The sequence below is a fragment of the Bradyrhizobium sp. Ec3.3 genome, assembly GCF_000472925.1.
Lineage (GTDB): Bacteria > Pseudomonadota > Alphaproteobacteria > Rhizobiales > Xanthobacteraceae > Bradyrhizobium.
This window is the reverse complement of record NZ_AXAS01000011.1, coordinates 1-21,534: the sequence shown is the minus strand read 5'-3', so window position 1 is coordinate 21,534 and position 21,534 is coordinate 1. Positions and strand designations below refer to the sequence as shown.

Genomic DNA, 21,534 nt, shown 5'->3' with positions numbered 1-21,534 from the left:
ATGTAGCGACAGAACGGTTCCGGGTTCGTGCGCTAAGGGCGCCGCACCTGAAGCCAGAGGATCGCACGTTCGAACACGGATCGATGTGGTTCGGTTCCTTACACCTGCAAAAAATGAAAAGTTCCAAGATACTGGTTCCTCGCGTTTCGATCGCGAAGATATGATCGAACGCGCCCTCGTGCTCGCGAGCCCTGGCTTGTCGGAGCAAGCACCCCGCCAAACAGCAATCCCTGCTTACAAGGAAATTTACAGGAAAGAGGTGCCCCATCGCAGCGGTGCCGAACGGATCGAGCCAAACCGTAGCTGGCAGAAGTGATCGCTGTTCAACTCGAAATACGGAACGGCTTTCGGCGGCCGCAAGGCGATTAGTTCGGAAGAGCGGTGATCCACTCGTGCTCCCCGCTTTGCGCCAAGAGCGGCCGAACTGGCCGATTGGTGACCCTGCGCAGGATCTGTGCACGTCAGCTCCACGACTATGTGGCATCGGCGCCAGATCTCAATCACCTGGCCCAGGCCCACGGCCTGCTCGCGCGTATCGCGGTTGGCTTGGCCGATTCAGTGGAGGCCTGCCGCACTTATCCCGCGCGCTGGAGATCGTGGACAATGCCGACTTCCCGATCGCTTCGTGGCGGGTGTACCGCACGCCCGCAGAGATCTTTGCAAAGTACGGAGACGCCGACAGGGCAGCGACGTATCGCATTCGATCTGTCGAAACCGCCCGAAGGCTCGCGCACAATTTCGAACCTGACGATCGCCTGCACAAGAGCTTGCTCGCTGTGCTGGCGACGCAACTGGAAGCGATGAGCTCTCTGCCTTCGCGGCACGGTTAGCCGACGGAGCTGTACGCGCTCGAGAATGACGTTAAGCCTGTGGTGCCGGCTATGGGATACCGATGAAACTCACGTCGAACGTCCCTTCGCCAATCCGAAAACCGCAATACTCAAGTTGGTCGAGCTCGCTCGCCGGTATCGGGACCTATTGCCGTTCCTCGTATTTCTTGCAGCGAGGATCGCCTAGTTTCACCCGGACAATCTCCTGCAACGCCGGCGGCGATTCACAATTTAGCAGCGTGTATTCCTTGTAAGAAGGCGCAGGCACGCGCCAGCAAAGAGCCTCACCAGCGGGTACGACGTATGAATCCCCGCTGCGTAGAGTATAGCTGCACGACGACACAGGCTGTTTGGTCTTCTCTTCTGCATGAGCGTGGGTTAGACCCGTTGATAATGCAAAGAACGCCACCAAGAACAGGCGCATTTTTCCCTCCCTCGCAACCGCGTGGTCACCGGTCCGGAAACAGGGCGTGGACGTCGATGCCATGACGGCACGGTCAAGCTGCCAACATACAGCTCCCGGAAGCGCGTGCGAAGAGCTGACTTCCGCACCTTACCTTGTGCCCGGATACGATTACCCTCACGCCTGCCAGGCAGCGGGAATAGACATGGTTGCAAAAGTCTGATGAGTCCGATGAGGCTGCGCGATGCCGGCAAGTACGCTGCTGGCTTCCCAAGGCCGTGCACGACGCGCCGGAAAGACAAGCGGCGACGGAAGCACTGATCCTATTGGTCGAGCAAGCGGGCCAACGATGCTTGCGCGCATTGACATCATACGGTTGCTGAACCGGAAGAACTAGGCCGGCATCACGGCTGGCACTTTAACCTTGCAAAACTTGTAACGACGCGAACACCAAGCCGCCGCCCGCTCTTGCCAAATGCTGGCGAAATGTGACGACTTATAAGCGGCACCCCCTCGGCTCCACAGAAACCACCCCGATGTTATTTCAAGCCGCGATTGCTTGCCTGATCGTACTCAGCATTGGCATTCTCGTCGCCCATGCGGTCGATGCTCTCGGACGTAGCGAGCCTGCCGGCTAGTAGAGCCTCAGGCCCGCTACCCCCAACGCCAGATTGACACCAAATTGCCCCTCGACCGACAACGGTTGCAGCGAGATCGTACGGTGGGATCCTCCTACGAGCACATTGGCGCCGAGTCCCAGACCCAGCGAGGCGTTGCCGCTTGCACCTACGAAGGTCCCCCGCAGCGCGCCGGGCCCGATATGGCTCGTCGGCGCAAAGACCCCCCAGAACAACCTTCCTCCTCCCGTGACGCCGACATCCAAACCAAGGCGAGTAATCCTGCCCCTGTAGTGGTATTGCTCGCCAGTGTTCGAGCTGAAGACGCAACTCATCCGTTGCTTCGAGCCGATGAGCAATCCGACCCTCGGCCCAGTATCGCAAGTAAGTCCACCCACGCGAACCGGCTGTCTTTGCGCCAGTGCCGGCGTGGCAAAGATGAGCGCCAGGGTGCATATGGCTAACGAAAGAGGTTTTTTCAGCATCCGTCTCTCCATGGCGGCAAGGGAGCGTAGCGTCTCGCCTGCATCACACCATCCGGCGAAACCCTAAGCAGAGACATGGAATATTCACAGTGCGCGGTCGCGGTCGCGCGCCGACCACAGCGTCACAGTCAGTCACACCCTTGATCACAGCCTAAGTCAGTGACTTATCCCGCCTCGCAGCTGGAAGGACAGCATCGCCAAGAGCCGTCAGAGCGCCCCGGCTGCTCTCACTTCTGCCGGAACGATTGGTTGAACGGACATTACGAGCGGCCCAACGATGTGTTCGAACGCCGTTCGCTGAACGGTTGGAATCATCACCGTTGCCGGCATCCCGGGATAGAGCCGGATGTTGGGCATGGCCGCCAGCTCGGCCTGATCGATGCGGACGAAAGCCGTGTAATAGGGGCAGTTGGTTTTCGGATCAGTGAGGCGATCCGGCACGGCCAAAGCGGCTTGCTCGGCCGGCGCAGCGCGCGCATAGCCGCGCCACGAAGTTTGGGTTCAGCCAATTCCCTGGTAACAGGGAATTCTACAGGGAAGAATGTGCCCACCGCAGGGGGCCCTCGGCGAGGCAAGCGCGAAACACACAAGAGGTACTGCGAATCCTGCGCATCCACGGCCCGCTGCGTCAGCATCGGAACAGGGAAATTTTGCGCGCGAACAGGGAACGGGCGCGCGCCGAGCAGGGAAGCCCGTTGCGAGCGCGTCGTCGGCGTTAGACTAGACGTCCGGTTTTGGGTCGACCCACGCGCCGCTGAGCTCCGGGCCAGCCTCACCGCTAGGACTCCAATTGGTCGTTCGGTGGATCCTCCCGCTCGGAGCGGAACGACCGTCGCCATCGCGGCAGCAACGAGCGTGACGACCGTCGCCACGCCGTCGCCGCAACCGCGCGCACCTGTAAGCTCTCCAGCTCCCAATATCGCGCCTTACCTGGCAAGGCGGACTTTAGCGGACGGATCAAGCCCACGCCAAGAGCGGCCGAACTAGTCGATTGGTGACTTTGCGCAGGCTCAGATCTGCGCACGTCAGCTCCACGACTAAGTGGCATCGGCGCCAGATCTCAATCACCTGGCCCAGGCTCACGGGCTGCTTGGCCGATTGGCCGAGGTGACTGCGGGCGACAGACTCGATATCCGCTTGCGCCAGCCGCGGTTTAATCCATTATGAGCGAAACTCAGGTCGACCAGCGTCTCCAAGTAGCGCCCATCCAACCGACCGATCAGCTCCACCGCGGTCGTCGCGACGTCCGCGATCCGCTGGTTTCATTTGGCGCGCGGCAGCTCGTCCTCGTCCCGCATCCGTGCCGCAAATAGTCGGCTTGCCCTACCCCACGGATCGTCCGCTGATAGCTCGCGGCGCTGCTCAGCGCTGCGTTTAAGCTGCGCGCCGTGAGCAGCACACCTGTCAGGCTGCTATTGCGCCAGTGCGACCGCACGCGGCGGAAGCGAGACAGCACATCGGCATTGTCCTTGTTGCCGTCCAACACCCCGGCTTGCATTTGCTGATCATCTCCCTGACTAGCGCGTAGAATATCGCCGTCTTCCCGCCGCGCCTGACAATCGTCAGCTGGGAGACGTCAGCAGGTCACACGTGATGGCCGGCGGTGACGGGGCTAACAGCAGCGGCATCGTCCGGGCATTGGCGAGGCAGCCTTATCTGCATCGTCCGCGGAGATCGACGAAAGGATGCGACGCGCCTTCATTCGGCCAGCAGCCGCATGAGCTGCGGCGTGGAATTCAATGCCGCTTGTTGTTGCTCCGCTTTGACACCGGGCCGCGGCGCTGCGGATGAGTGCGACCAGCACGCAGCGCCGCGGACCTCGATACCTTCCAGCAAAAACGCGTCGCTTGCGAATTGTGATCCTATTCACATTCGGTCTGGCAAACCGGATCTAAGATCACACTTGGTAGACATGGGCAAGGAATCCATCCTGTAGTAGCGGGTGGCGAGTTTGGCAAGACACCGCGTCGCGGTGCATCCGTCGACGATAACCGCCTCAAGGCTTCGGTCTCGATAGACACATTGCAGTCGATGTGGCGCGCAGTCCTGAAATGAAACGGCGAACGCTCAGCTCTTCGGCAAGAGTACGAAAATTGTCATGAACCATACCAGTGCTTCGGTAAGCCATCGAAAGTAAGGATCAAGCTCGACCAAGACCATGCCGCTCGGTGATTCAATCTGGAGGGTGAATCATGCGTTCGAGATCCCAGATTTGTGCAACGCTCCAGGGCGTTCCAATCATGACGAGGGAAGCTGCGGCGATTTTAGTCGTGGATATGGTCGAATCGGTGCGCTTGATAGGACAAGACGAGGAAGGTGTCGTCTGTCGCTGGCTGAGCCTTGTCGATCGGGTGGTAACGCAGGTGCTTCCTGCCCGTGGTGGCCGCCTCGTTAAGAGCCTTGGCGACGGGATGCTGCTGCAATTCGGCGACGTCCGGCTCGCGGCCTCAGCGGCGTTTGCAATCCAGCAGGAAAGCGAAACGGCAAGTTCCGGATTGCCTGCTGATGAACAAATGCTTCTGCGAATGGGCATCGAGGTCGGCGATGTGATCGTCGATCATCACGATATCTATGGACAAGGCGTCAACTTGGCAGCTCGATTGGCGTCCCTCGCCGGCCCAAATGAGGTCGTCATCTCGGCGCAGGCTCGGGACCTGCTAACCCCAACGCTAGATGCCGAAATCGAAGACCTTGGCGAATGTTACGTCAAGCATATCCAGCAACCGGTTCGAGCCTACCGGATCGGCCGAGCCGGCCCCAAGCCTGTCGTCAAATGCACAGCGTTGTTGGGTGAGTTACGGCCGTCGATTGCGATCATTCCATTCGTACCTCGCCCCCAAGCAATCGACCAGGACGTTCTTGGCGAGGTGTTAGCCGAGGAAATCATCAGGGCGTTTTCCCGATGCCCGGACGTTGCCGTGCTCTCGCGCCTTTCGACAACGGCATTTCGATGGCGTCAATCTACCCTCGAAGATATCCGTCAGCACCTCGGTGCGAACTTTGTGCTGTCCGGATCTTATCGTGTTGACGACCAACGTGTGACGCTAAACCTAGAATTGGCGGAGGTCAGGTCTCAACGAGTCGTATGGGCCGACCGATTGGCCCACAACATTCCGGGCATTCTGGATGGGCAACAGGAGCTGATTAGCCAGATCGTCTCCATGGTGGCGAACGCAATTCAATGTTGCGAATTGCAGCGGGCTCGCTCCAGCCCATTGCCAACCTTGGAGAGTTACTCGCTCCTGATGAGCGGCATTACGTTGATGCACCGAATGTCCGCCGCCGACTTTTTGGAAGCGCAACACCTGCTGCAGGCCGTTATTGAACGGGCGCCGCGTCATGCAGTTCCGCATTCCTGGATGGCTCAATGGTATGTCTTGCGGGTCCAGCAAGGCTGGACCGAGGATTCAACGAAGGACCGGCGTTGTGCCCTCGATTGCACAAAGCGTGCGCTCGACACAGATCCGGACAGCTCTCTTGCTCTCGCAATTGATGGGTTGGTCCACACACACATGACCAGGGAGCTTGACGTTGCTGCCGACCGCTACGCGCTGGCGGTGCGCGCGAACGCAAATAACTCGCTTGCTTGGTTGCTCAAGGGGACACTGCATGCTTTCAGGGACGAGGGCGCTCATGCCGTCGCTGACACGCAGCGAGCGATCAGATTGTCACCTCTCGATCCCCATCGCTACTACTACGACACTCTGGCCGCTACCGCCTATCTTGCCGCTCGCAAATATCAGCTTGCGGTCAAATACGCCCGCCGCTCGCTCAAAGCCAATCGCCGTCACACCTCGACGCTGAGAGCGATGGCAATCGCACAGTGGCAACTTGGACACGCCCTGGAGGCACGTCAAACCGTGGCCGAATTGATGAGATTGGAGCCCGGGTTGACGATAACCGAATATCTCAGGCGCACCCCTAGCGCAGGATGCAGGACTGGCCAGGAATGGTCTAGTGCACTGCGGCAGGCTGGTGTTCCAGGATGACTCCCTTAGCCGCGGGTTGCGCCGGTGCGCTACGGCATCCAGTGCAATCCTCCATTCCACGCGTAGGAGGCAGGTATGAGCAGCTTCACCGTTGGACTTAGTGGCGCAAGCGGGGCGAGTGGCGCAAGCGGCGCGAGTGGCGCCAGCGGCGCAAGCGGCGCGAGTGGAGCGAGCGGCGCCAGCGGCGCCGCGGGCGGCGTCATCGGCGGATTTGTATTCAGTGGACCGGGATATAACCCGCCTTACATCGATGCGCTGATTACAAATCGCGATGGAATTGTCGGGGAATGGTCGCCCCCGGCGACGGTGCCTCGCCCACTTCCACTCGAGGACGACCGCGAGGAGAACCTCGCACGACTGGGACCCGGCGAGCGGGCGAGCATTTTTGATTTCGAACTCAACTCGCGCATCTCATTTCGGGTGGATGGCAAGGGCGACGGTCGTAAAATACTCATCGTGAGCGCCGATCACCCCCTTGCCATCTTCCGCCGTCCCGACCCGGCGATCTTTCTGGATCAGCTGACTCTCGTCGCATCCTACGCTGATCTGCGCCCCGATCGTGCAGTCGAGATCGTGTCCCAATTGAGTGTTCCTCAGGCTTTCTTCGGATCCATCACCTTTTTGCACCCGGAGCGAACACGATGGACGATCGAGCTGATCCTCGCCGCTTTGCGGTTCGCCTACACGGTGGAAATGCGCATCAAGCATGCGCTGTCCTGCCGCCGGCCACATGAATACTCGCCTCAAATTCAGCCCATCATAGCTTGTCCGCTGCACGGTACGTTGCCAAGCGGCCATGCGACTGAAGCCTTTATGTTCGCGCATCTGTTGGCGATTCTTTCCAACGGCCAGCAAAGAGCGCAAAGCGTTTGGGCGAATCAGCTTATGCGGCAAGCGGCCCGCATTGCGATCAACCGCACAGTGGCCGGCGTGCATTTTCCGGTCGACAGCGTCGCCGGCACCCTGTTGGGCCTGACGCTGGCCGAATACCTGGTAAGTCTCTGCAGCGGAGCACGAGAAGGGTGCCACTATTGTGATTTCAATGGACCGGAGTATCCGCGTCACGGCGATCACGGCAATTCTGCCGATTTCAATTGGCAGGACTTCTATGACGTCGAGACGCGAAAGCTTCGATTGAAGCAGGTCGTGGAGCGCTATGCCACTGTTAAGCCGCGACCTCTCTCCGCAGCAGCCTCGAAACCACTAGAATGGCTCTGGGAAAAAGCAAAGAGCGAGTGGTCCGAAACGAGCTAGCCTAGCTACATTCACATCTGCCCCGGGAGGGAATGATGGCAGAGAAAGCGGCACTTCAATGGCGAGATGACTTGCCGGTGCTCATTGACGCGTACATTGATTGGGTACGAGTTGCTGCCAAGTGGCTGCTAGACCCAAAGGATGAAGCAATCTCTGTTCCCGTTCTCGTCAGTCTGCAGCCCGGCAAGACGGAAAGAGAGTTTCTCGAGCTCTTGTCCGCCAAACTTGGCAAGACAAAACTGAGCAAGACTGCAAGAGATTTTCTGAGCGAACTTGGAGACCGCGGCAAGCTTAACAGTGAGGGCCTCCGCACTGATCTCGAATACGCCCAATTTACGTTAGTAATGCCCCATGACGTTTTTGAGCTGCTTCAAGACGATCCCTCGATTGCCCAATCCATTCATCGGATCGCAATCGCACACACATTGCCTCGTCACGCCACCCACAAAGACCAGCGTGGCGAGGTAAGACGGCCTCTTCGCGCGACACAACATAGCATCGGGACACCCGAACAGGGCCAAGAGGTCCCCGTCGTGATGGGGATTATTGACGAAGGCATTGCATTTGCGAACCAGCGCTTTCGGAGCGGCCCGAACGAGTCTCGCGTGGAGTACGCCTGGATTCAAGATGGTCGATTCAAAGGCGACGTTCCCTATGGCCGAGAACTGACCAAAGCCGACATCGACAACTCACTTCGCGAGTGTATGAGCGCAGGACAGGTGGATGAAGACCTGTTCTACAGTGCAACCGGCGTTGTCGATTTTGGCCAATCTGCGCATAAGGCTACAGCAAGGCGTGTCGGGCATGGCACGCATGTGATGGATTTGGCATGCGGGTATGATGCGACTTCGCCGCCGGCCCGCGACGGAAAGCGCCCCATTGTTTGCGTGAAATTGCCGACGGTAACGGTCGCAGATACAGCAGGCCTCGGCCTCGAATACTATGTTCTTGATGGCGTCGATTACATCCTACGCAAAGCTCAGGATATCGCCCGACAGCGTCGGTGCGGTGAGCTACCGGTGGTGATTAATTTTAGCTCTGGTATTTTGGCTGGGCCACGCGATGGCAGCCACCCGATCGAGCTTGCAATCGACGCTCGGATCGACGGCCGGAATCCGCCAGCCGATGTCGTGCTCCCGTCAGGCAATAGTCGTCTTTCCCGCTTGCACGCGAAGATCGCACTTCCTCCAAGTGACGGCAAAACTGGACGCGAGAAAAAACTGCAGTTCCGTGTGTTACCGGATGACAGAACTTGCAGCTATCTGGAGATCTGGTTGCCGGCTCTGCCCGAGCCCTCGCCGGACGGCGGCTGGGTGGCGCTCACGCTAGAGCCCCCAGGCGGGCAGAGAAGTTTGCCTCTGGTCGCAGGAGCAGGCAAGCGTGCGATCGAGTGGGCTCCCAATGACGATGTTGTTCTTTGCAAGGTGTACTACGAGTTTATCGGCCCCCCCACGAACAGGGGCAGGTACATGATCGCCCTACTGCCCTCGGCTTTGCACGAGTCTGCGCGACAACTTGCGCCCTTCGGCACCTGGACGATTGGACTTGAGAATCTGACCGACAAAGAGATCGGAGACGTGGAAGCGTCGATCCAATGGGATGATCGGCCGCTTGGCTATCCGCAGAACGGTAGGCAATCGTACTTCATCGATGATCGCTACCAGCGATTTGACGAGATTTCTGGCAGAGCAGTGGAAGTCGACAATAACAGCCCAATTAAGCGTGATGGATCAATAAATGCCATTGCGACTGGTTCTCGCACCATCGTTGCCGGTGGTTATCTGCACAAGGAAAATCGAGCTGTAGAGTATTCCTCCGGCGGCCCGGTATCACCCACCAGCGGTGCTGCGAAAGCAATTAACCGCGAGCAGTCGGATACCCTGGAACGGACGGGGCCAGATGTCTTGGCACGCAGCGACGAGTCGAGTGTCTCGCAAGGCATTCTCGCGGCGGGAACACGCAGCGGGTCGGTCGTCGTCATGAACGGCACCAGCGTTGCGGCGCCGCAGATCGCGCGTCAGCTTGCCAATGCACGAGAACGGGGAAAGGCAGGTTCAGGGCGCAAAATTGTGCAGGGTTTGGCAAAACCGCTTGTCACCCTTTATAGAGCAGCGGGCAACAATCAAGATCACGCCCCCCCTGGGCGGACATTACGGGAACGTGTTGGTTCGGGCCTCGTCGACACGCTAGTGATCGAGCGCCTGGACCCGCAAGCCGCAGCCGAAGGCGCTCCAGCACTGGTCAGACGTCCGACAAAGTAGCTTGCTTGGGTTGGTGCGCCATTCAGCCCTTTTATCCGGAAGCCTTGCTTGTTCCTACCGTTGGCTTTGCCGAAATCACATCGCATTCAGAGGAGGCGACAAAATGAAAGCGATTCAACCGGTTCATTTGCACGAAACCGGACCCAAAGTATCGAATCTGCATCAGGGCTTGCTGTTTATTGTCCTCCATCAGCCCGGCATTTCCGACCACGACCGCAAGATTCTTCAACGGCGGCTCGCGCCCGAGGTGAAGGCTGACAACTTCGGAGATGCGACCGCGGAACTTGTTGGGATCTGGCAGTATCAACTGAAGAACTGGCCTGATTACCTGCCTAAACTCCCTCCGCCGCTTAAGGACAAGGTGCAAAAGCTGCCGGTGTCGATGGGCAGGGGCAACGGCGACGTCGACGGCGTGACAGCTGAGGCTCTGAACTGGCTTCTGAAAGAATTCGACGCGCTCAAGCCAGAGTAACCAGGAAATCTGGTCCTATATTCACTCCTTCCGGTATCGCACCCAAACCTCCGGGTGAGGCCAGTTAAGGAGATGAAGAGCTATGTGGTGTTCCGTATTCCTCCGGCGGCGACCGCCTTGTTCGGTTCGACGAGCAGCCTGAGGGTGTGACCTCAAGTTTAGCCTTAAGGTGATGTGGCGAATACAGGTGAAGGTATTCGTCGAACGTCGGCGCCGCTGGAGTAACGACGAGAAGGTTCGCTTCGTCGAGGTGACATGATGCCAAAGAAGAATTCGTAACTGCGAGTCCAGCACAGTCCTGAAGCATAAATGTACGAGTTCGCCGCCGGGTTTGAGGCGCAAGCGACTAATGATATTAAAGCGCCCTTCGAATCAACGGAGAGTGCGAGTGGCAAAGAAAACGAAGACCGTTAAGCCAGCCAGAAAGCCCTATACAGCGGCGGACATTAAGTTACTGAAGGCGCATTCGAAAGCACGTACGCCAGTGTCGAAACTATCGAAGCTGATGAAGCGTAGTGAAGGTTCGCTGCGACAGAAGGCATTATTGCTCGGGATCGGGCTGGGGCATCAACGGTAGAGGCGTCACTGATTGCAGGGCGGCGATAGGCCGAGCTTCCGCAACAGTGGATCGAGTTCGTCGCGGTGATTTTGGGAATCGCGAGCTATTCTTCAATCGACCTATAGCATCGGCCGAGCAAGAGCCGCGCTCCCCTGCGCTCCCGTCAACGAAGGGATGCTTAGCAATAGTCTGCTGCTCTTACTGGCACTACGTTGGCGAGCTCAATCCCCCACGCCTCAAACGCCAAACACACCACCGGCTCTTAGAAAATTGGTCCCAACGCCGAAGAGGATTTTTGCAACACAATCCTCTGAAACGCGGAAGTCGTTGCAGTCTTGGCAATCTTCGGCTCATGGGACCAGAAGCCGACAGACAGCAACCTGAGCGTGCCAATAGTCCGGCCGCACGGGGTGACGTCCTAACTCCTAACGGCGAAGCTTTTTCGGCCTTAGCCATGCCGTCGGCGCCCTCACCTGGGCGCGGACATCGCGTAAGCCGTCGGGCGATGCCGATGCCACTGGCGTCTCACCTGTGGCCTGTTCGCCGCCGAACTCGCGGCGCGGCCAGGTAAAATCGTCCGCGCGACCGGCCGGCGCCGTCAAAGGCTCACCTTTAACCAAGACCCGCGCTGCAAGCGCATCGACCGGTGCAGGGCGCGAACCGGGCCCGCCGAGCAGTTGATCTGATGCAATGGAGGCGGCGACCAGTGGCACGATCGGTCCCGCCAGCGGCCGCGGCGCCGGCTGGCCGGGCACGGCGTTGATGTCAGGCGTTGCCGGCTCGCTCGGCAGCGCGATCGGTACCGAAGGCCCCGCCAGGAGACGCGTGATCTCGCGCTCGACATAATGCGCGAGCTTGCGCGCGCCGGCCTTGGTGAAATAGACGCCGTCAGAGGTGCGGAGCTGGCGGATCTGGCCTTCGAAGTCCGGGCCCTTCTGCAGGAAGAGGCCGGCCTCGTCGACAAAGCCGTCCCAGACGTCGACATAGGTGATGCCGGCCTTGGTCGAGTCTTCGCGATAGAGCGAATCCAGGAACAGCATGTCCGCGGTGCCTTTCTGCCCGCGGATCGCAGGTAGCCCGACCCACAACACCGGCACACCCTTGCTCTTCAGGACGCCGATCAGCTCCTCGATTTTCTTGTTGTAGAGCTCGATCCAATGTGCGTCGCGGAATTCATAGACGCCGTTCGCCGAACGCACGCTCTTCTCGGGCGCTGCAGCCGGTGGCGTGCCATTGTCGGCGTCGTCCGGCGACGCTTCGGTATCGATCGGCTTGTCGTCCGCCTTGGGCGCGCCATCGGGCGCGCCAGCCTTGCCGAGTTTGGTCTCGCGCTTGGCGCGTGTGTCCTTTGCGTCTTTCTTCGCATCCTTCTTGTCGTCCTTCTTCTCGGTGACGGGCTCGCGGATCGCGACGCGATCGTTGAGGCCGAGCATAACGACGATTGCGTCTGCCTTCTCGGTGGCAAGAATGCTCTTGGCGGCCGAAGCCCAGTCAGCCGACTCCCCCTTGGGCTGGTATTTGATGAGGCCTGAGACCGTCTTATGCTTGCGGATCACGCCCATGTCGGGCTGCTCGGAATAGGCGTCCTCAAGCCCATAGGCGAGCCAGTCGGCCATGGCGTCGCCGAGCACCAGCACATTGCGTTCCGGTACGGTGTCGCGCTTCGCCGGCGACGGTGCCCTGGAAAAATCCTCGCGCACGGACGGTGCGGTTTGCCGTCTATCCCAACGAGGCGCGCGCTGCTGGAACGGATCATACGCGTCGTTACCAAACCAGCCGCCACCGAACCAGCCGCCACTGCGTTGCGGCTGCGGCCGCTGCTGAAACCCGCCGAAATTGAAAAATTGTGCCGAGGTGGGTTCGCCAATGCTGAGCAACAGCCCCGCGGCGATTGCCAGCGCAATCCACGGGCCGGTTCCGGTAAACATGCCCCTTTTCGGCTTTTCGGACACGTTCTTTGACCGCAAAACACGGATACCCTGCCTGGCACCAGTATAGCGCTAAGGCTCCATCACGAGTCTCAGATCACCGTGAAGTGCGTTACGCCCGTGCGGACCAAACGAAGTAGTTCACGTCAGCAGGGAGCGACATCGCAGGGGCGTCTTCGGAGTTCCGTTTAGCCCTCAGAACCAGATATGGGTCCGCGCGCGGCATTCCCGTTGGGGCCGATTGCGATGGAGAAAATCCGGGGCGGAACGACGTCGGGAAAGGCCGGCTCGGCCATTCAACTGTGGCGGGAACCTACGTCAAATTGTACTATCTGCGTCTTGATTTTGACTGGTTCACCGTCAGCCAAGGAGGCAAGCATATGATGCCAACTAGCTCGCGCTCCGACCGGTTCAAACAGGGTAAGGCGCTTCGCCTCGAAACGCCGCGCGAAACGCACGCGGAGTTAAAGGGGAATTTGTCGCGCAACGCCGTCGCGATCCTTGCCGAAAGCGACAAGGATCGAGTGCCGGAGCTGGTCCCGGAGCGCTATTCGCGCATGTCCGCTGATCCGTTTGCGTTCCTGCGCGGAGCCGCCGCAGTCATGGCAGCGGACCTTGCCGGTCAACCGACCGCCGGGATTCCGGTGCAGGCCGGCGGCGACAGCCATTTGATGAATTTCGGCGCCTTCGTGACCCCTGAAAACAACATTCTCTTCGACGTCAACGATTTTGATGAAACGCTACCTGGCGTGGATTTCACCGTCGACGTGAAGCGACTCGCCGCCAGCGTCGCGATTGCAGCATTGGGTTCGGGGGCACCTAAGAAGGAAGCCCGGGCCTATGCGGCAGCGACCGTCGCAGCCTACCGGTTGCATATGGCGGCGCTGGCCAAGCTGTCTCCCCTGGAGATATGGCACAGTCGAATCGACCTTGAAAAAGAGATCGATCGGATCGCCCACGGCAGCTTGAGACGCAGGCTGGCCGGCGTTGTCGCCAAGGCGCGCGGCGAAGGTCTGTCGAAGGACGACAACTTCCCGCATCTTGTCGGCGAGGATGACATGCGGATCGTGGATAAACCACCAACGATCTTTCACCTGAATCCCAAGGCCGACGCCCGGCACAGGCTGAGCTTTCAAAGAGTGTTCGCCGCATACCGGGAAGGCGTTGAGCAAGATCGATTGCGATTACTCGACCGCTTCACGATGAAGGACCTCGTCTTCAAGGCGGTCGGCGTCGGCTCCGTCGGCACGTTTTGCTGCGTCGGACTTTTTCTGACCGGAGATAACGAACCGCTTTTCCTGCAACTCAAGCAGGCGCAGCACTCCGTGCTGGAGCGGCTCGGCAGCAAGATGAGGTATAAAGGGCATCAAGGGCGTCGCGTCGTTGAAGGGCAACGGATGATGCAAGCCGCCAGCGATATCTTTCTCGGCCATACCCAGGACGATACCACGGGGCGGCAGTTCTATCTTCGAACATTGAAGAATCGCAGACTGGGCGGCATAAGCGAAATCAGTGAGGAGGACGCGCTTTCCAGTTACGCTCAACTCTGCGGCCGGACACTGTCACGTGCACATGCGCGATCCGGCGACCCAGCCGCCATCGCGGGCTACATGGGTAAGAGCGAAGTCTTCGACGACGCGGTTGCATCGTTCGCCATGCTTTATGCCAGCCAGACCATTCGGGACCATGCCGCTCTTGTGGCGGCGAAATCGGCAAAGGCTGTCTCAGTCAGGACCGCCAAGGCAGCGTAGATCTACCGCGCACGATCGAGTGCAGAGTGCTCGTCAACACGCTTCAGCCGCAGCTGAGCTCGCGTCAAGCAGGGAAAGCCGTTGTGAGCGCGTGAGCGTCCAATCCTCACATACTCGTCGCGTGGTTCGCCAACACGCTCTCATTTCTGCCGGAACGATTGGTTGAACGACATCACGAGCGGCCCAACGATGTATTCGAACGCCGTTCGCTCAACGGTTGGAATCATCACCGTTGCGGGCATCCCGGGATAGAGCCGGATGTTGGGCATGGCCGCCAGCTCGGCCTGATCGATGCGGACGAAAGCCGTGTAATACGGGCTGTTGGTTTTCGGATCAGTCAGGCGATCCGCCGAAACCTGAATGACATCGCCATGAATGATCGGCACGATGCGTTGCTTGTAGGCGGTAAGATGGACCTCGGCGCGCGTGTCAGGATGCACATCACTGATGTCGTCTACGGCGACCTGCGCCTCGATGGTGAGGGAATCTTCGTCGGGAACGATGTCCAAGATCTTGTCGCCGCGCTGAATCACGCCGCCGACCGAGAACACGTTGAGTCCTACCACCCGTCCCGTGTAGGGCGCCCGGATTTCCATGTGCCCCAAAACCGCTTTGGCGCTCATCGCCTTCGGAATGACCTCGAGCAGTTTGGCTTGCGTGTCGCGCAAATCCTTGGTGACTTCGGTCATCCGATCGTTGTCGAGCTGAGCTATCTGCTGCTCCTGCTCGGCAATCGCCTGGCGAGCCTTGGCGATATTGGCGTTTGTGTCCGCTATCTGGCCTTCCAGCCCGAACGCAGTCCGCTCCAGCTGCAGAATTCGTGGACGCGCGATCAGACCGCGTTCGACAAGCGGGGCGATATCTTTTGCTTCGCTGCGGATCGACGTGATCTGATCAGTAAACGATTTGACCTGCGCCTTCCCGCCAATGATCTGCGATCCAAGCTGGTTGATTTTTTCACGGATCACGCCTCTCTGCCCTTCCAGGGAAGCCAGGCGGCTGTCGAACTGACTGAGCTGCCCGTTCCAAACGCTCCTGAAGTAGGGATCCTCCCGGCGCGGCTTCAGGTCGGATGGCATAACGAGTCCCGAACCGTGATCCAGCTCGGTCAGAAGTCGAACCTCCGTGGCACGAAGCACGACGTACTGCTGGGTCAGCACCTCGTACTCGGCGCGAGCCTGGGTGTCGTCCAGGTCGATCAGGAGGTCACCGGCGAGCACCCGCTCGCCCTCCCTGACGTGCAAGGCCTTGACGATGCCGCCGTCGAAATGCTGGACGCTCTTGCGATTGCCATCGATCTTGATGACCGCGTTGGCGACTACGGCGCCGTTGAGTGGCGCGGTCATCGCCCAGCTGCCGATGCCGCCGAAGAAAATCCCGATGATCAACCACCCCGCCAGAGCGACGTGACGGATCGAGTCACTCGGCGCTGTGTCCGTGACCGCGCCACGCCTGCCATCCGGAACTGAGGTCAGCCGCATCGATCGGCTCGCAATATCCGACGTCGCCATCTACAACTCCTAACCGGCCGCTCCCGGGACGGCATGAACCGGCACGGGCCTGGTGAGACGGGACAGGACCTCGCTGCGAGGTCCGAACAGGTCAACCACGCCGTCGCGTAACACCAGCACCTTATCGACCACGCCGATCGTGACCGGCCGATGCGAAATGATGATCACCGTTGTGCCGCGTTTCTTTAGCTCCATGATGCAGTCGGCCAGCGCCGCGTCGCCCTCCGCATCGAGATTGGAGCTTGGCTCATCGAGCACGACCAGGCTCGGATGGCCGTAAACGGCGCGGGCGAGGCCAATACGCTGGCGATACCCGCCGGACAGGATCGCCCCGCCCTCGCCGACGTCGGTGTCATAACCGCGGGCAAGCCGCACAATCATCTCGTGCACCCCGGCCATGCGCGCCGCCAGGATGATGTCCTGAGCCTTGCCGGCGTTGAAGCGGCAGATATTGGCCGCGACGGTATCGGCGAACAGCTCGATGTCCTGCGGCAAATAGCCAAGATGCAGGCCGAGCGATGAGTGGATCCAGGTCGAGACATCAGAGCCATCGAGACGAACAGCCCCTGCCGAAGGCGCCTGCACACCCACGAGATGACGCGCCAGCGTGGATTTGCCTGCCCCGGAAGGACCGATGATGCCCAGCACCTCACCCGGCTCGATTTGAAACGAGACGCCGCGCAGAATGGGCCGTGAACTGCCCGGGGCGGCGAAGGACAAGGATTCAACCGAAACGCGCCCTTCCGGCCGCGGCAGCGTCAGGCCAGCCTGGCGCGGGGCATGGACCGACAACAAGTCGCGCACCCGCAAATAAGCACCGCGCGCGGACACCAGGCTGCGCCATGATGCAACGATCTGTTCGACAGGCTGCAACGCGCGCCCCAGCAGGAGGCTGGCGGCGAACATCGCCCCGGCGGTCGTCAGCCGTTCGATCACGAGATAAGCGCCAAGACCGAGGATGAGCGATTGCATCGACAGCCGCAAGAACCGGATCAGGCTCTGCATCGTGGCCGCGCGGTCGCTGGCGGTGACCTGGCGCGCGAGCATGCGGTTGCGGTCCCGGCTCCAGCGTTGCAGCAGACCAGCGGTCATCCCCATCGCGCGCACCACCTCGGTGTTGCGCAGGCTCATCTCGGTAAAGCTGTAGCTGCGGCTGGCGGCCTCACTGGCCTCCGCAAGCGGCGGCTTGACGATCCATTCATTGAGAACGGCGGTTGCGACCAGAATGAGCGAGCAGGCCAGCGCGAACGCGCCCAGTGAGGGATGTAAGCCAAAGATCACGGCGATATAGATCGGCGTCCACGGCAGGTCGAAGATGGCGTGAATCCCCGTCCCGGTGACGAACTGACGGAAGCTGTCGAAATCGCGCAAAAGCTGGCTGCGCGCGCCGCCAGCCGGTGCCGAATGGGCGATGATGGCGGTCATCACCCGGGGGGCGATCTTCTGGTCGATGGCAACGCTGGTGCGCGTCAGCACGCGCGCGCGCACCGCGTCAAGACCTGCGAGCGCGGTGAATCCCAACAACAGCGCAATCGTCAACATCAGCAGGGTGATCTCGCTGGCGCTCGAGATCACACGGTCGTAGACCTGCAACATATAAAGCGGGCCGGCCAGGTAGAGCAGATTAATCGCCAAACTAAAGATGGCGGCGGTGACGAAGTGGCCTTTGGACTCGCGAAGCCGCTGCCCAAATTGGCTCGCTCTTTTGCTGACGCTACTCACTTTACGCGACCTCAGTGATGATGAAGGAAGTCCAACCAAACAGATGGGAACAGAGACACGCCGAGCAGATCGATGGACGCATGGCCAATGCCGATGGCCTCACCGCCATGACCGGAGTCGACCTGGAGCGCCGTACTCAGGCGCCCCGCAACCTGGTCCATGTCGTGCGCATCAACATGAGGCGGTGGCGACGACGGCGGGAACGTAAAGCTATCGTGCAGTCCGGCATCCCCCCAAGGATCGAAGCCGCCGCGGATGGCGACGTTGGGGTCCCCGGAGTTCAGCCGATCTGTAAGCGGGATTGGGGTACAGTCGTGCGCATCGCTTGGGTCCCTCTCCTGATCGATAAACATCGGCATCATCGGACGCCTCCAATATCTGGACCCAGATCTGGCGAGCTTCGCGTGCCCCTCGCCTGTTTCCCAACCGTCAGCCGGTCATCCCGCTCAGGCAATGTGATGCGGATCATAGGTGATCACCGTGCCATTCGTTGTGTCGGCCTTCTCGGCAAAGCCGGCCGGATCGTATTGACCGAGTAGGACGATGTTCGCGGTGTGAGCGCCATCCGAGACGGTCAGGGTGCCGCCGGTCCCCGCCTGGTTTTCGGCGAAGCTCACGGCCGTACCGGCGCCGAAACTGATGCCCTTGATGTCGATGTCGTCATTGCCATCGAGACCGCTCACCGTGCCCGTGAAGTGGAAGGCGTCGTCTAGGATCAAATGGCCGGTCGCGCTGGCGTCAAAGCTGGTGTTCGCGGTCGAGCCGGCACCGAACTCAATCGAGCCGGCACCACTGATCAAGGCAGTGCCGGTGCCGGTCACCGCGCCCAGGGCCGTCACTGTGCCGCCATTGGCCCAGATCAGCCCGTTGTTTGTCACTGCGCTTTCGAGCACCAGCCCGCCGGGGCCGGTCGCCTCCAACGTGCCGGCATTGGCGATCACGTGCGAGCCGGTATCAAGCACCAGGGCATGGATGCCAGTGGCGATGATGCTGCCTTCGTTGCTCAGCGTCAGGCTGCCCTGCCCGATCTGACCTGCGCCGGAGATCACGTTGTCGATATTGTCGAGCGTAACGTCCGGCGCCGTGCCGGCGATGATGTTGTGGTCATCGTCGGACAGGTTGACGTGGCCGCCGCCCTTCAGCGTGACGCCGGTCTGGATCAACTGCAGCAGCGTGTCATCGCCCGAGCCCTCAAGGTCGATCTCGCCGGTGTTGTCGATGATGCCCGACAACGGCAGCATCGCGCCATCGCCGATGGTCATCGGACCCGGATTTTCCGTCGTCGGCGTCGCGTCGAATGCGAAGTTCGCCGCGGTCAGGTCGGCGGCATGCACGCCATCGAGCGTGATCGTCTGGCCGGTGGCCAGCGTGATCACCGCGTTACCGCTGGCATCATCGGCGGTGTGAGCCTGAACGTCACCAAAGCTCTGCCAGCCATAGCTGATCAGGTCGATCACGTCCGATGAGACCTCGAAGCTGTGCACGACGTCGTGGCCGATCGCCTGCGAGAACACGAACGTGTTGTGCCCGCCCGAGCCGGTCAGAGTGTCGTCGCCGGACCAGGCGAAAATGGGGGAGCCTGACGCGTAAGCCTCGACATTGTCCTTGATAATTGCAGACCCCATGCTTCCATCAGGGTTGCTCCATGTCGCGGTAATGTGCAGAAGCGTTGCCCCTGCGAATGTGGCGGGCGAAATTATAGAAGTGGAGGCCAGTTGGCTTGCCTGAACCGTCCACGTTCCATTTTCCCCAATCACCCCATTGTTCAGCGACCACCCGGTCGGAATTCCAGTGATCGTAACGGGGTCAGCATTAGGCGGCGCGATGCCGGCCAGTGCCAAGTCGATGAGTTGGCCAGCTGTCCCGGCAGGTGCGAGCGTCACATTCGATTGGCTGAACGTGATGCCGGAGTTGCCGGCTAAATCATGGTAGCCAGAGATTTGCAGAGTCCCTGTTTGGGTATTGGACCCGCTGGTATTTTGATCGGTTTCGAATTCCCAGACCGTGGAGGAAATCTGTTGAAAATTTCCGCCGCTCAAAGCCGGATTTGGTCCCGTATAGAGTTTGATTTGAGAACCGGCAAAGGTGACATCGGCTGGAGTAAGATCGTTCACAGCCTCTGAAAAAGTGACTGTTACGATCGAAGTCCGGTCGCCGGTTGTCCTTCCCGCAGATACCTGAACCTGCGTAACAGTCGGCGCGGTCGTATCAACCAGGTAGCTTGGATTGTCGGCAACCGTCGCCGCCGTCAACGTCGCCGCGTTGCCGGCCGCATCCGTGATCGTACCGTTGTTCAGGCTCAAGGCATTGGCGTTGAGGCTGATACCGTTGGCGTCGGTCTGGCCCGACTGGATTGCGTAGGTGAACACCAGGGCGTTGCTGCCGCTGCCGGAGGCATAGTTCGCCTGCGCCAAGGTGCCGCCGACGTTGAGCTGGAGCTGCGGTGTTCCCGTCACCGTCACGGTCTCGCTGAATGTCGCGGTTACGCTGACGATGTCACCGACGTTCAGGGTGTTGTTCTGGATCCCTGTCCCACTGGTGATCGCCTCGCCGTTCACCGTCGGCGCGGTGGTGTCGACCTTGTAGCTGGCGTTGTCCGCGACCGCTGCGGCCGCCAACGTCGCCGCATTGCCGGCCGTATCCGTGATGGTGCCGTTGTTCAGGCTGAGGGCATTGGCATTGAGGCTGATGCCGTTGGTGTCGGTCTGGCCCGACTGGATCGTGTAGGTGAACACCAGAGCATTACTGCCGCTGCCGGAGGCATAGTTCGCCTGGACCAAGGTGCCGCCGACGTTGAGCTGGAGCTGCGGCGTTCCCGTCACCGTCACGGTCTCGCTGAACGTCGCCGTCACGCTGACCACGTCACCCACGTTCAGGGTGCTGTTCTGGATCCCGGTCGCGCTCGTGATCGCCTCGCTGCTCACCGTCGGCGCCGTGGTATCGACCTTGTAGCTGGCGTTGTCCGCAACCGACGCCGCCGTTAACGTCGCCGCATTGCCGGCCGTATCCGTGATGGTGCCGTTGTTCAGGCTGAGGGCATTGGCATTGAGGCTGATGCCGTTGGTATCGGTCTGGCCCGACTGGACCGTGTAGGTGAACACCAGGGCGTTGCTGCCGCTGCCGGAGGCATAGTTCGCCTGCACCAGGCTGCCGCCGATGTTGAGCTGGAGCTGCGGCGTTCCCGTCACTGTCACGGTCTCGCTGAACGTTGCCGTCACGCTGACCACGTCACCCGCGTTAAGGGTACTGTTCTGGATCCCGGTCGCGCTGGTGATCGCCTCGCTGTTCACCGTCGGCGCCGTAGTGTCGATGAGGAACGCAAGGCTGGTGTCGGCGGTGTTGCCCGCCTTGTCGGTCGACTTGACGTCCACGGTGTGGCTTCCATCCGCCAGGCTGGCCGGATCGTAGCTCGAGGCGAACGCCGCGCCGTCCACCGAATAGGTGATCGCAGCTCCTGTTTCCGTACCACCAACTGTCAAAGCGGCATTATTGGTCGTTTTGTCTGCATTCGATGTGCCGGTGTCGTGCGCCAGCACCACGGTCGGCGCCGCCGTCGTGGTGTCGAGCGTGAAGCTGATGCTGGTGTCGGCGGTGTTGCCGGCCTGGTCGGTCGACCTGACGTCCACGGTGTGGTTGCCGTCCGCCAGGCTCGTCGGATCGTAGCTCGCGTTAAAGCTGCCGCCGTCTATTGAGTAGGTGATCGCGGCGCCGGCTTCCGTGCCACTCACAGACAAGGAGGCATCCTTGGTCAG

The 21,534-nt window shown here is 60.3% G+C and carries 15 protein-coding genes; 7 read left to right on the top strand and 8 right to left on the bottom strand.

Going from position 1 to position 21,534, the window contains the following annotated elements; genetic code table 11:
• Positions 1-596 precede the first annotated feature (596 nt).
• On the top strand, positions 597-830 hold the full coding sequence (locus tag YUU_RS0112650; RefSeq protein WP_156944255.1) for a hypothetical protein: 234 nt from the start codon (positions 597-599) through the stop codon (positions 828-830).
• A 145-nt stretch (positions 831-975) separates the two neighbouring features.
• Here YUU_RS0112650 and YUU_RS58600 read toward each other — a convergent pair whose 3' ends face one another.
• The 3 genes from YUU_RS58600 to YUU_RS0112640 all read right to left on the bottom strand — a co-directional run bounded on the left by YUU_RS58600 (position 976) and on the right by YUU_RS0112640 (position 2,782).
• Entirely contained in the window at positions 976-1,254 is a 279-nt protein-coding gene (locus tag YUU_RS58600) for a hypothetical protein (protein ID WP_156944254.1), read from the bottom strand.
• Between the two features lie 613 nt (positions 1,255-1,867).
• A complete protein-coding gene (locus YUU_RS0112645) occupies positions 1,868-2,335 on the bottom strand; it encodes a DUF992 domain-containing protein (protein ID WP_084801433.1) in 468 nt (155 codons plus the stop codon).
• 207 nt (positions 2,336-2,542) lie between these two features.
• The gene (locus tag YUU_RS0112640; protein WP_027522692.1) at positions 2,543-2,782 is read right to left on the bottom strand and encodes a hypothetical protein; all 240 of its coding nucleotides are present in this window, start codon (positions 2,780-2,782) and stop codon (positions 2,543-2,545) included.
• A 1,745-nt stretch (positions 2,783-4,527) separates the two neighbouring features.
• Here YUU_RS0112640 and YUU_RS0112630 point away from each other — a divergent pair.
• The 5 genes from YUU_RS0112630 to YUU_RS61150 all read left to right on the top strand — a co-directional run bounded on the left by YUU_RS0112630 (position 4,528) and on the right by YUU_RS61150 (position 10,888).
• Complete coding sequence (locus YUU_RS0112630; RefSeq protein WP_198031746.1) at positions 4,528-6,324, top strand: adenylate/guanylate cyclase domain-containing protein; 1,797 nt, start codon at positions 4,528-4,530, stop codon at positions 6,322-6,324.
• A gap of 75 nt (positions 6,325-6,399) precedes the next feature.
• A complete protein-coding gene (locus YUU_RS50775) occupies positions 6,400-7,578 on the top strand; it encodes a phosphatase PAP2 family protein (RefSeq protein WP_051389712.1) in 1,179 nt (392 codons plus the stop codon).
• Between the two features lie 35 nt (positions 7,579-7,613).
• Complete coding sequence (locus YUU_RS0112620; RefSeq protein ID WP_198031745.1) at positions 7,614-9,839, top strand: S8 family serine peptidase; 2,226 nt, start codon at positions 7,614-7,616, stop codon at positions 9,837-9,839.
• 103 nt (positions 9,840-9,942) lie between these two features.
• A complete protein-coding gene (locus YUU_RS0112615) occupies positions 9,943-10,311 on the top strand; it encodes a hypothetical protein (RefSeq protein WP_027522689.1) in 369 nt (122 codons plus the stop codon).
• Between the two features lie 349 nt (positions 10,312-10,660).
• Positions 10,661-10,888: a hypothetical protein gene (locus tag YUU_RS61150; protein ID WP_084801418.1), complete on the top strand. Its 228-nt coding sequence runs from the start codon at positions 10,661-10,663 to the stop codon at positions 10,886-10,888.
• Positions 10,889-11,295: 407 nt separating this feature from the next.
• Here the strand turns inward: YUU_RS61150 and YUU_RS50770 are convergent, their stop codons facing one another.
• Positions 11,296-12,798 carry an SGNH family hydrolase gene (locus YUU_RS50770; protein ID WP_156944252.1) on the bottom strand — a complete coding sequence of 501 codons (1,503 nt, stop codon included), beginning with the start codon at positions 12,796-12,798 and terminating at the stop codon, positions 11,296-11,298.
• 323 nt (positions 12,799-13,121) lie between these two features.
• On the opposite strand from YUU_RS50770, the gene YUU_RS0112600 reads away from it, so the two are divergent.
• Positions 13,122-14,549 (top strand): DUF2252 domain-containing protein, encoded by a 1,428-nt coding sequence (locus tag YUU_RS0112600; RefSeq protein WP_245288002.1) that lies wholly within the window; start codon positions 13,122-13,124, stop codon positions 14,547-14,549.
• Between the two features lie 140 nt (positions 14,550-14,689).
• Here YUU_RS0112600 and YUU_RS0112595 read toward each other — a convergent pair whose 3' ends face one another.
• From YUU_RS0112595 to YUU_RS55050, 4 genes are all read right to left on the bottom strand, one after another.
• Positions 14,690-16,060: an HlyD family type I secretion periplasmic adaptor subunit gene (locus YUU_RS0112595; protein ID WP_027522687.1), complete on the bottom strand. Its 1,371-nt coding sequence runs from the start codon at positions 16,058-16,060 to the stop codon at positions 14,690-14,692.
• A gap of 9 nt (positions 16,061-16,069) precedes the next feature.
• The gene (locus YUU_RS0112590) at positions 16,070-17,782 is read right to left on the bottom strand and encodes a type I secretion system permease/ATPase (protein ID WP_027522686.1); all 1,713 of its coding nucleotides are present in this window, start codon (positions 17,780-17,782) and stop codon (positions 16,070-16,072) included.
• A gap of 11 nt (positions 17,783-17,793) precedes the next feature.
• Positions 17,794-18,144 carry a hypothetical protein gene (locus YUU_RS0112585; RefSeq protein WP_027522685.1) on the bottom strand — a complete coding sequence of 117 codons (351 nt, stop codon included), beginning with the start codon at positions 18,142-18,144 and terminating at the stop codon, positions 17,794-17,796.
• 84 nt (positions 18,145-18,228) lie between these two features.
• Positions 18,229-21,321, bottom strand: a complete 3,093-nt coding sequence (locus tag YUU_RS55050) for an Ig-like domain-containing protein (protein WP_198031744.1) — start codon at positions 21,319-21,321, stop codon at positions 18,229-18,231.
• Positions 21,322-21,534 lie beyond the last annotated feature (213 nt).

Coding starts and splice junctions, on each gene's coding strand:
- YUU_RS58600 (WP_156944254.1), bottom strand. CDS start 1,254: ATGCGCCTGTTCTTGGTGGCGTTCTTTGCATTATCAACGGGTCTAACC.
- YUU_RS0112645 (WP_084801433.1), bottom strand. CDS start 2,335: ATGCTGAAAAAACCTCTTTCGTTAGCCATATGCACCCTGGCGCTCATC.
- YUU_RS0112630 (WP_198031746.1), top strand. CDS start 4,528: ATGCGTTCGAGATCCCAGATTTGTGCAACGCTCCAGGGCGTTCCAATC.
- YUU_RS50775 (WP_051389712.1), top strand. CDS start 6,400: ATGAGCAGCTTCACCGTTGGACTTAGTGGCGCAAGCGGGGCGAGTGGC.
- YUU_RS0112620 (WP_198031745.1), top strand. CDS start 7,614: ATGGCAGAGAAAGCGGCACTTCAATGGCGAGATGACTTGCCGGTGCTC.
- YUU_RS0112615 (WP_027522689.1), top strand. CDS start 9,943: ATGAAAGCGATTCAACCGGTTCATTTGCACGAAACCGGACCCAAAGTA.
- YUU_RS61150 (WP_084801418.1), top strand. CDS start 10,661: ATGATATTAAAGCGCCCTTCGAATCAACGGAGAGTGCGAGTGGCAAAG.
- YUU_RS50770 (WP_156944252.1), bottom strand. CDS start 12,798: ATGTTTACCGGAACCGGCCCGTGGATTGCGCTGGCAATCGCCGCGGGG.
- YUU_RS0112595 (WP_027522687.1), bottom strand. CDS start 16,060: ATGGCGACGTCGGATATTGCGAGCCGATCGATGCGGCTGACCTCAGTT.
- YUU_RS0112585 (WP_027522685.1), bottom strand. CDS start 18,144: ATGATGCCGATGTTTATCGATCAGGAGAGGGACCCAAGCGATGCGCAC.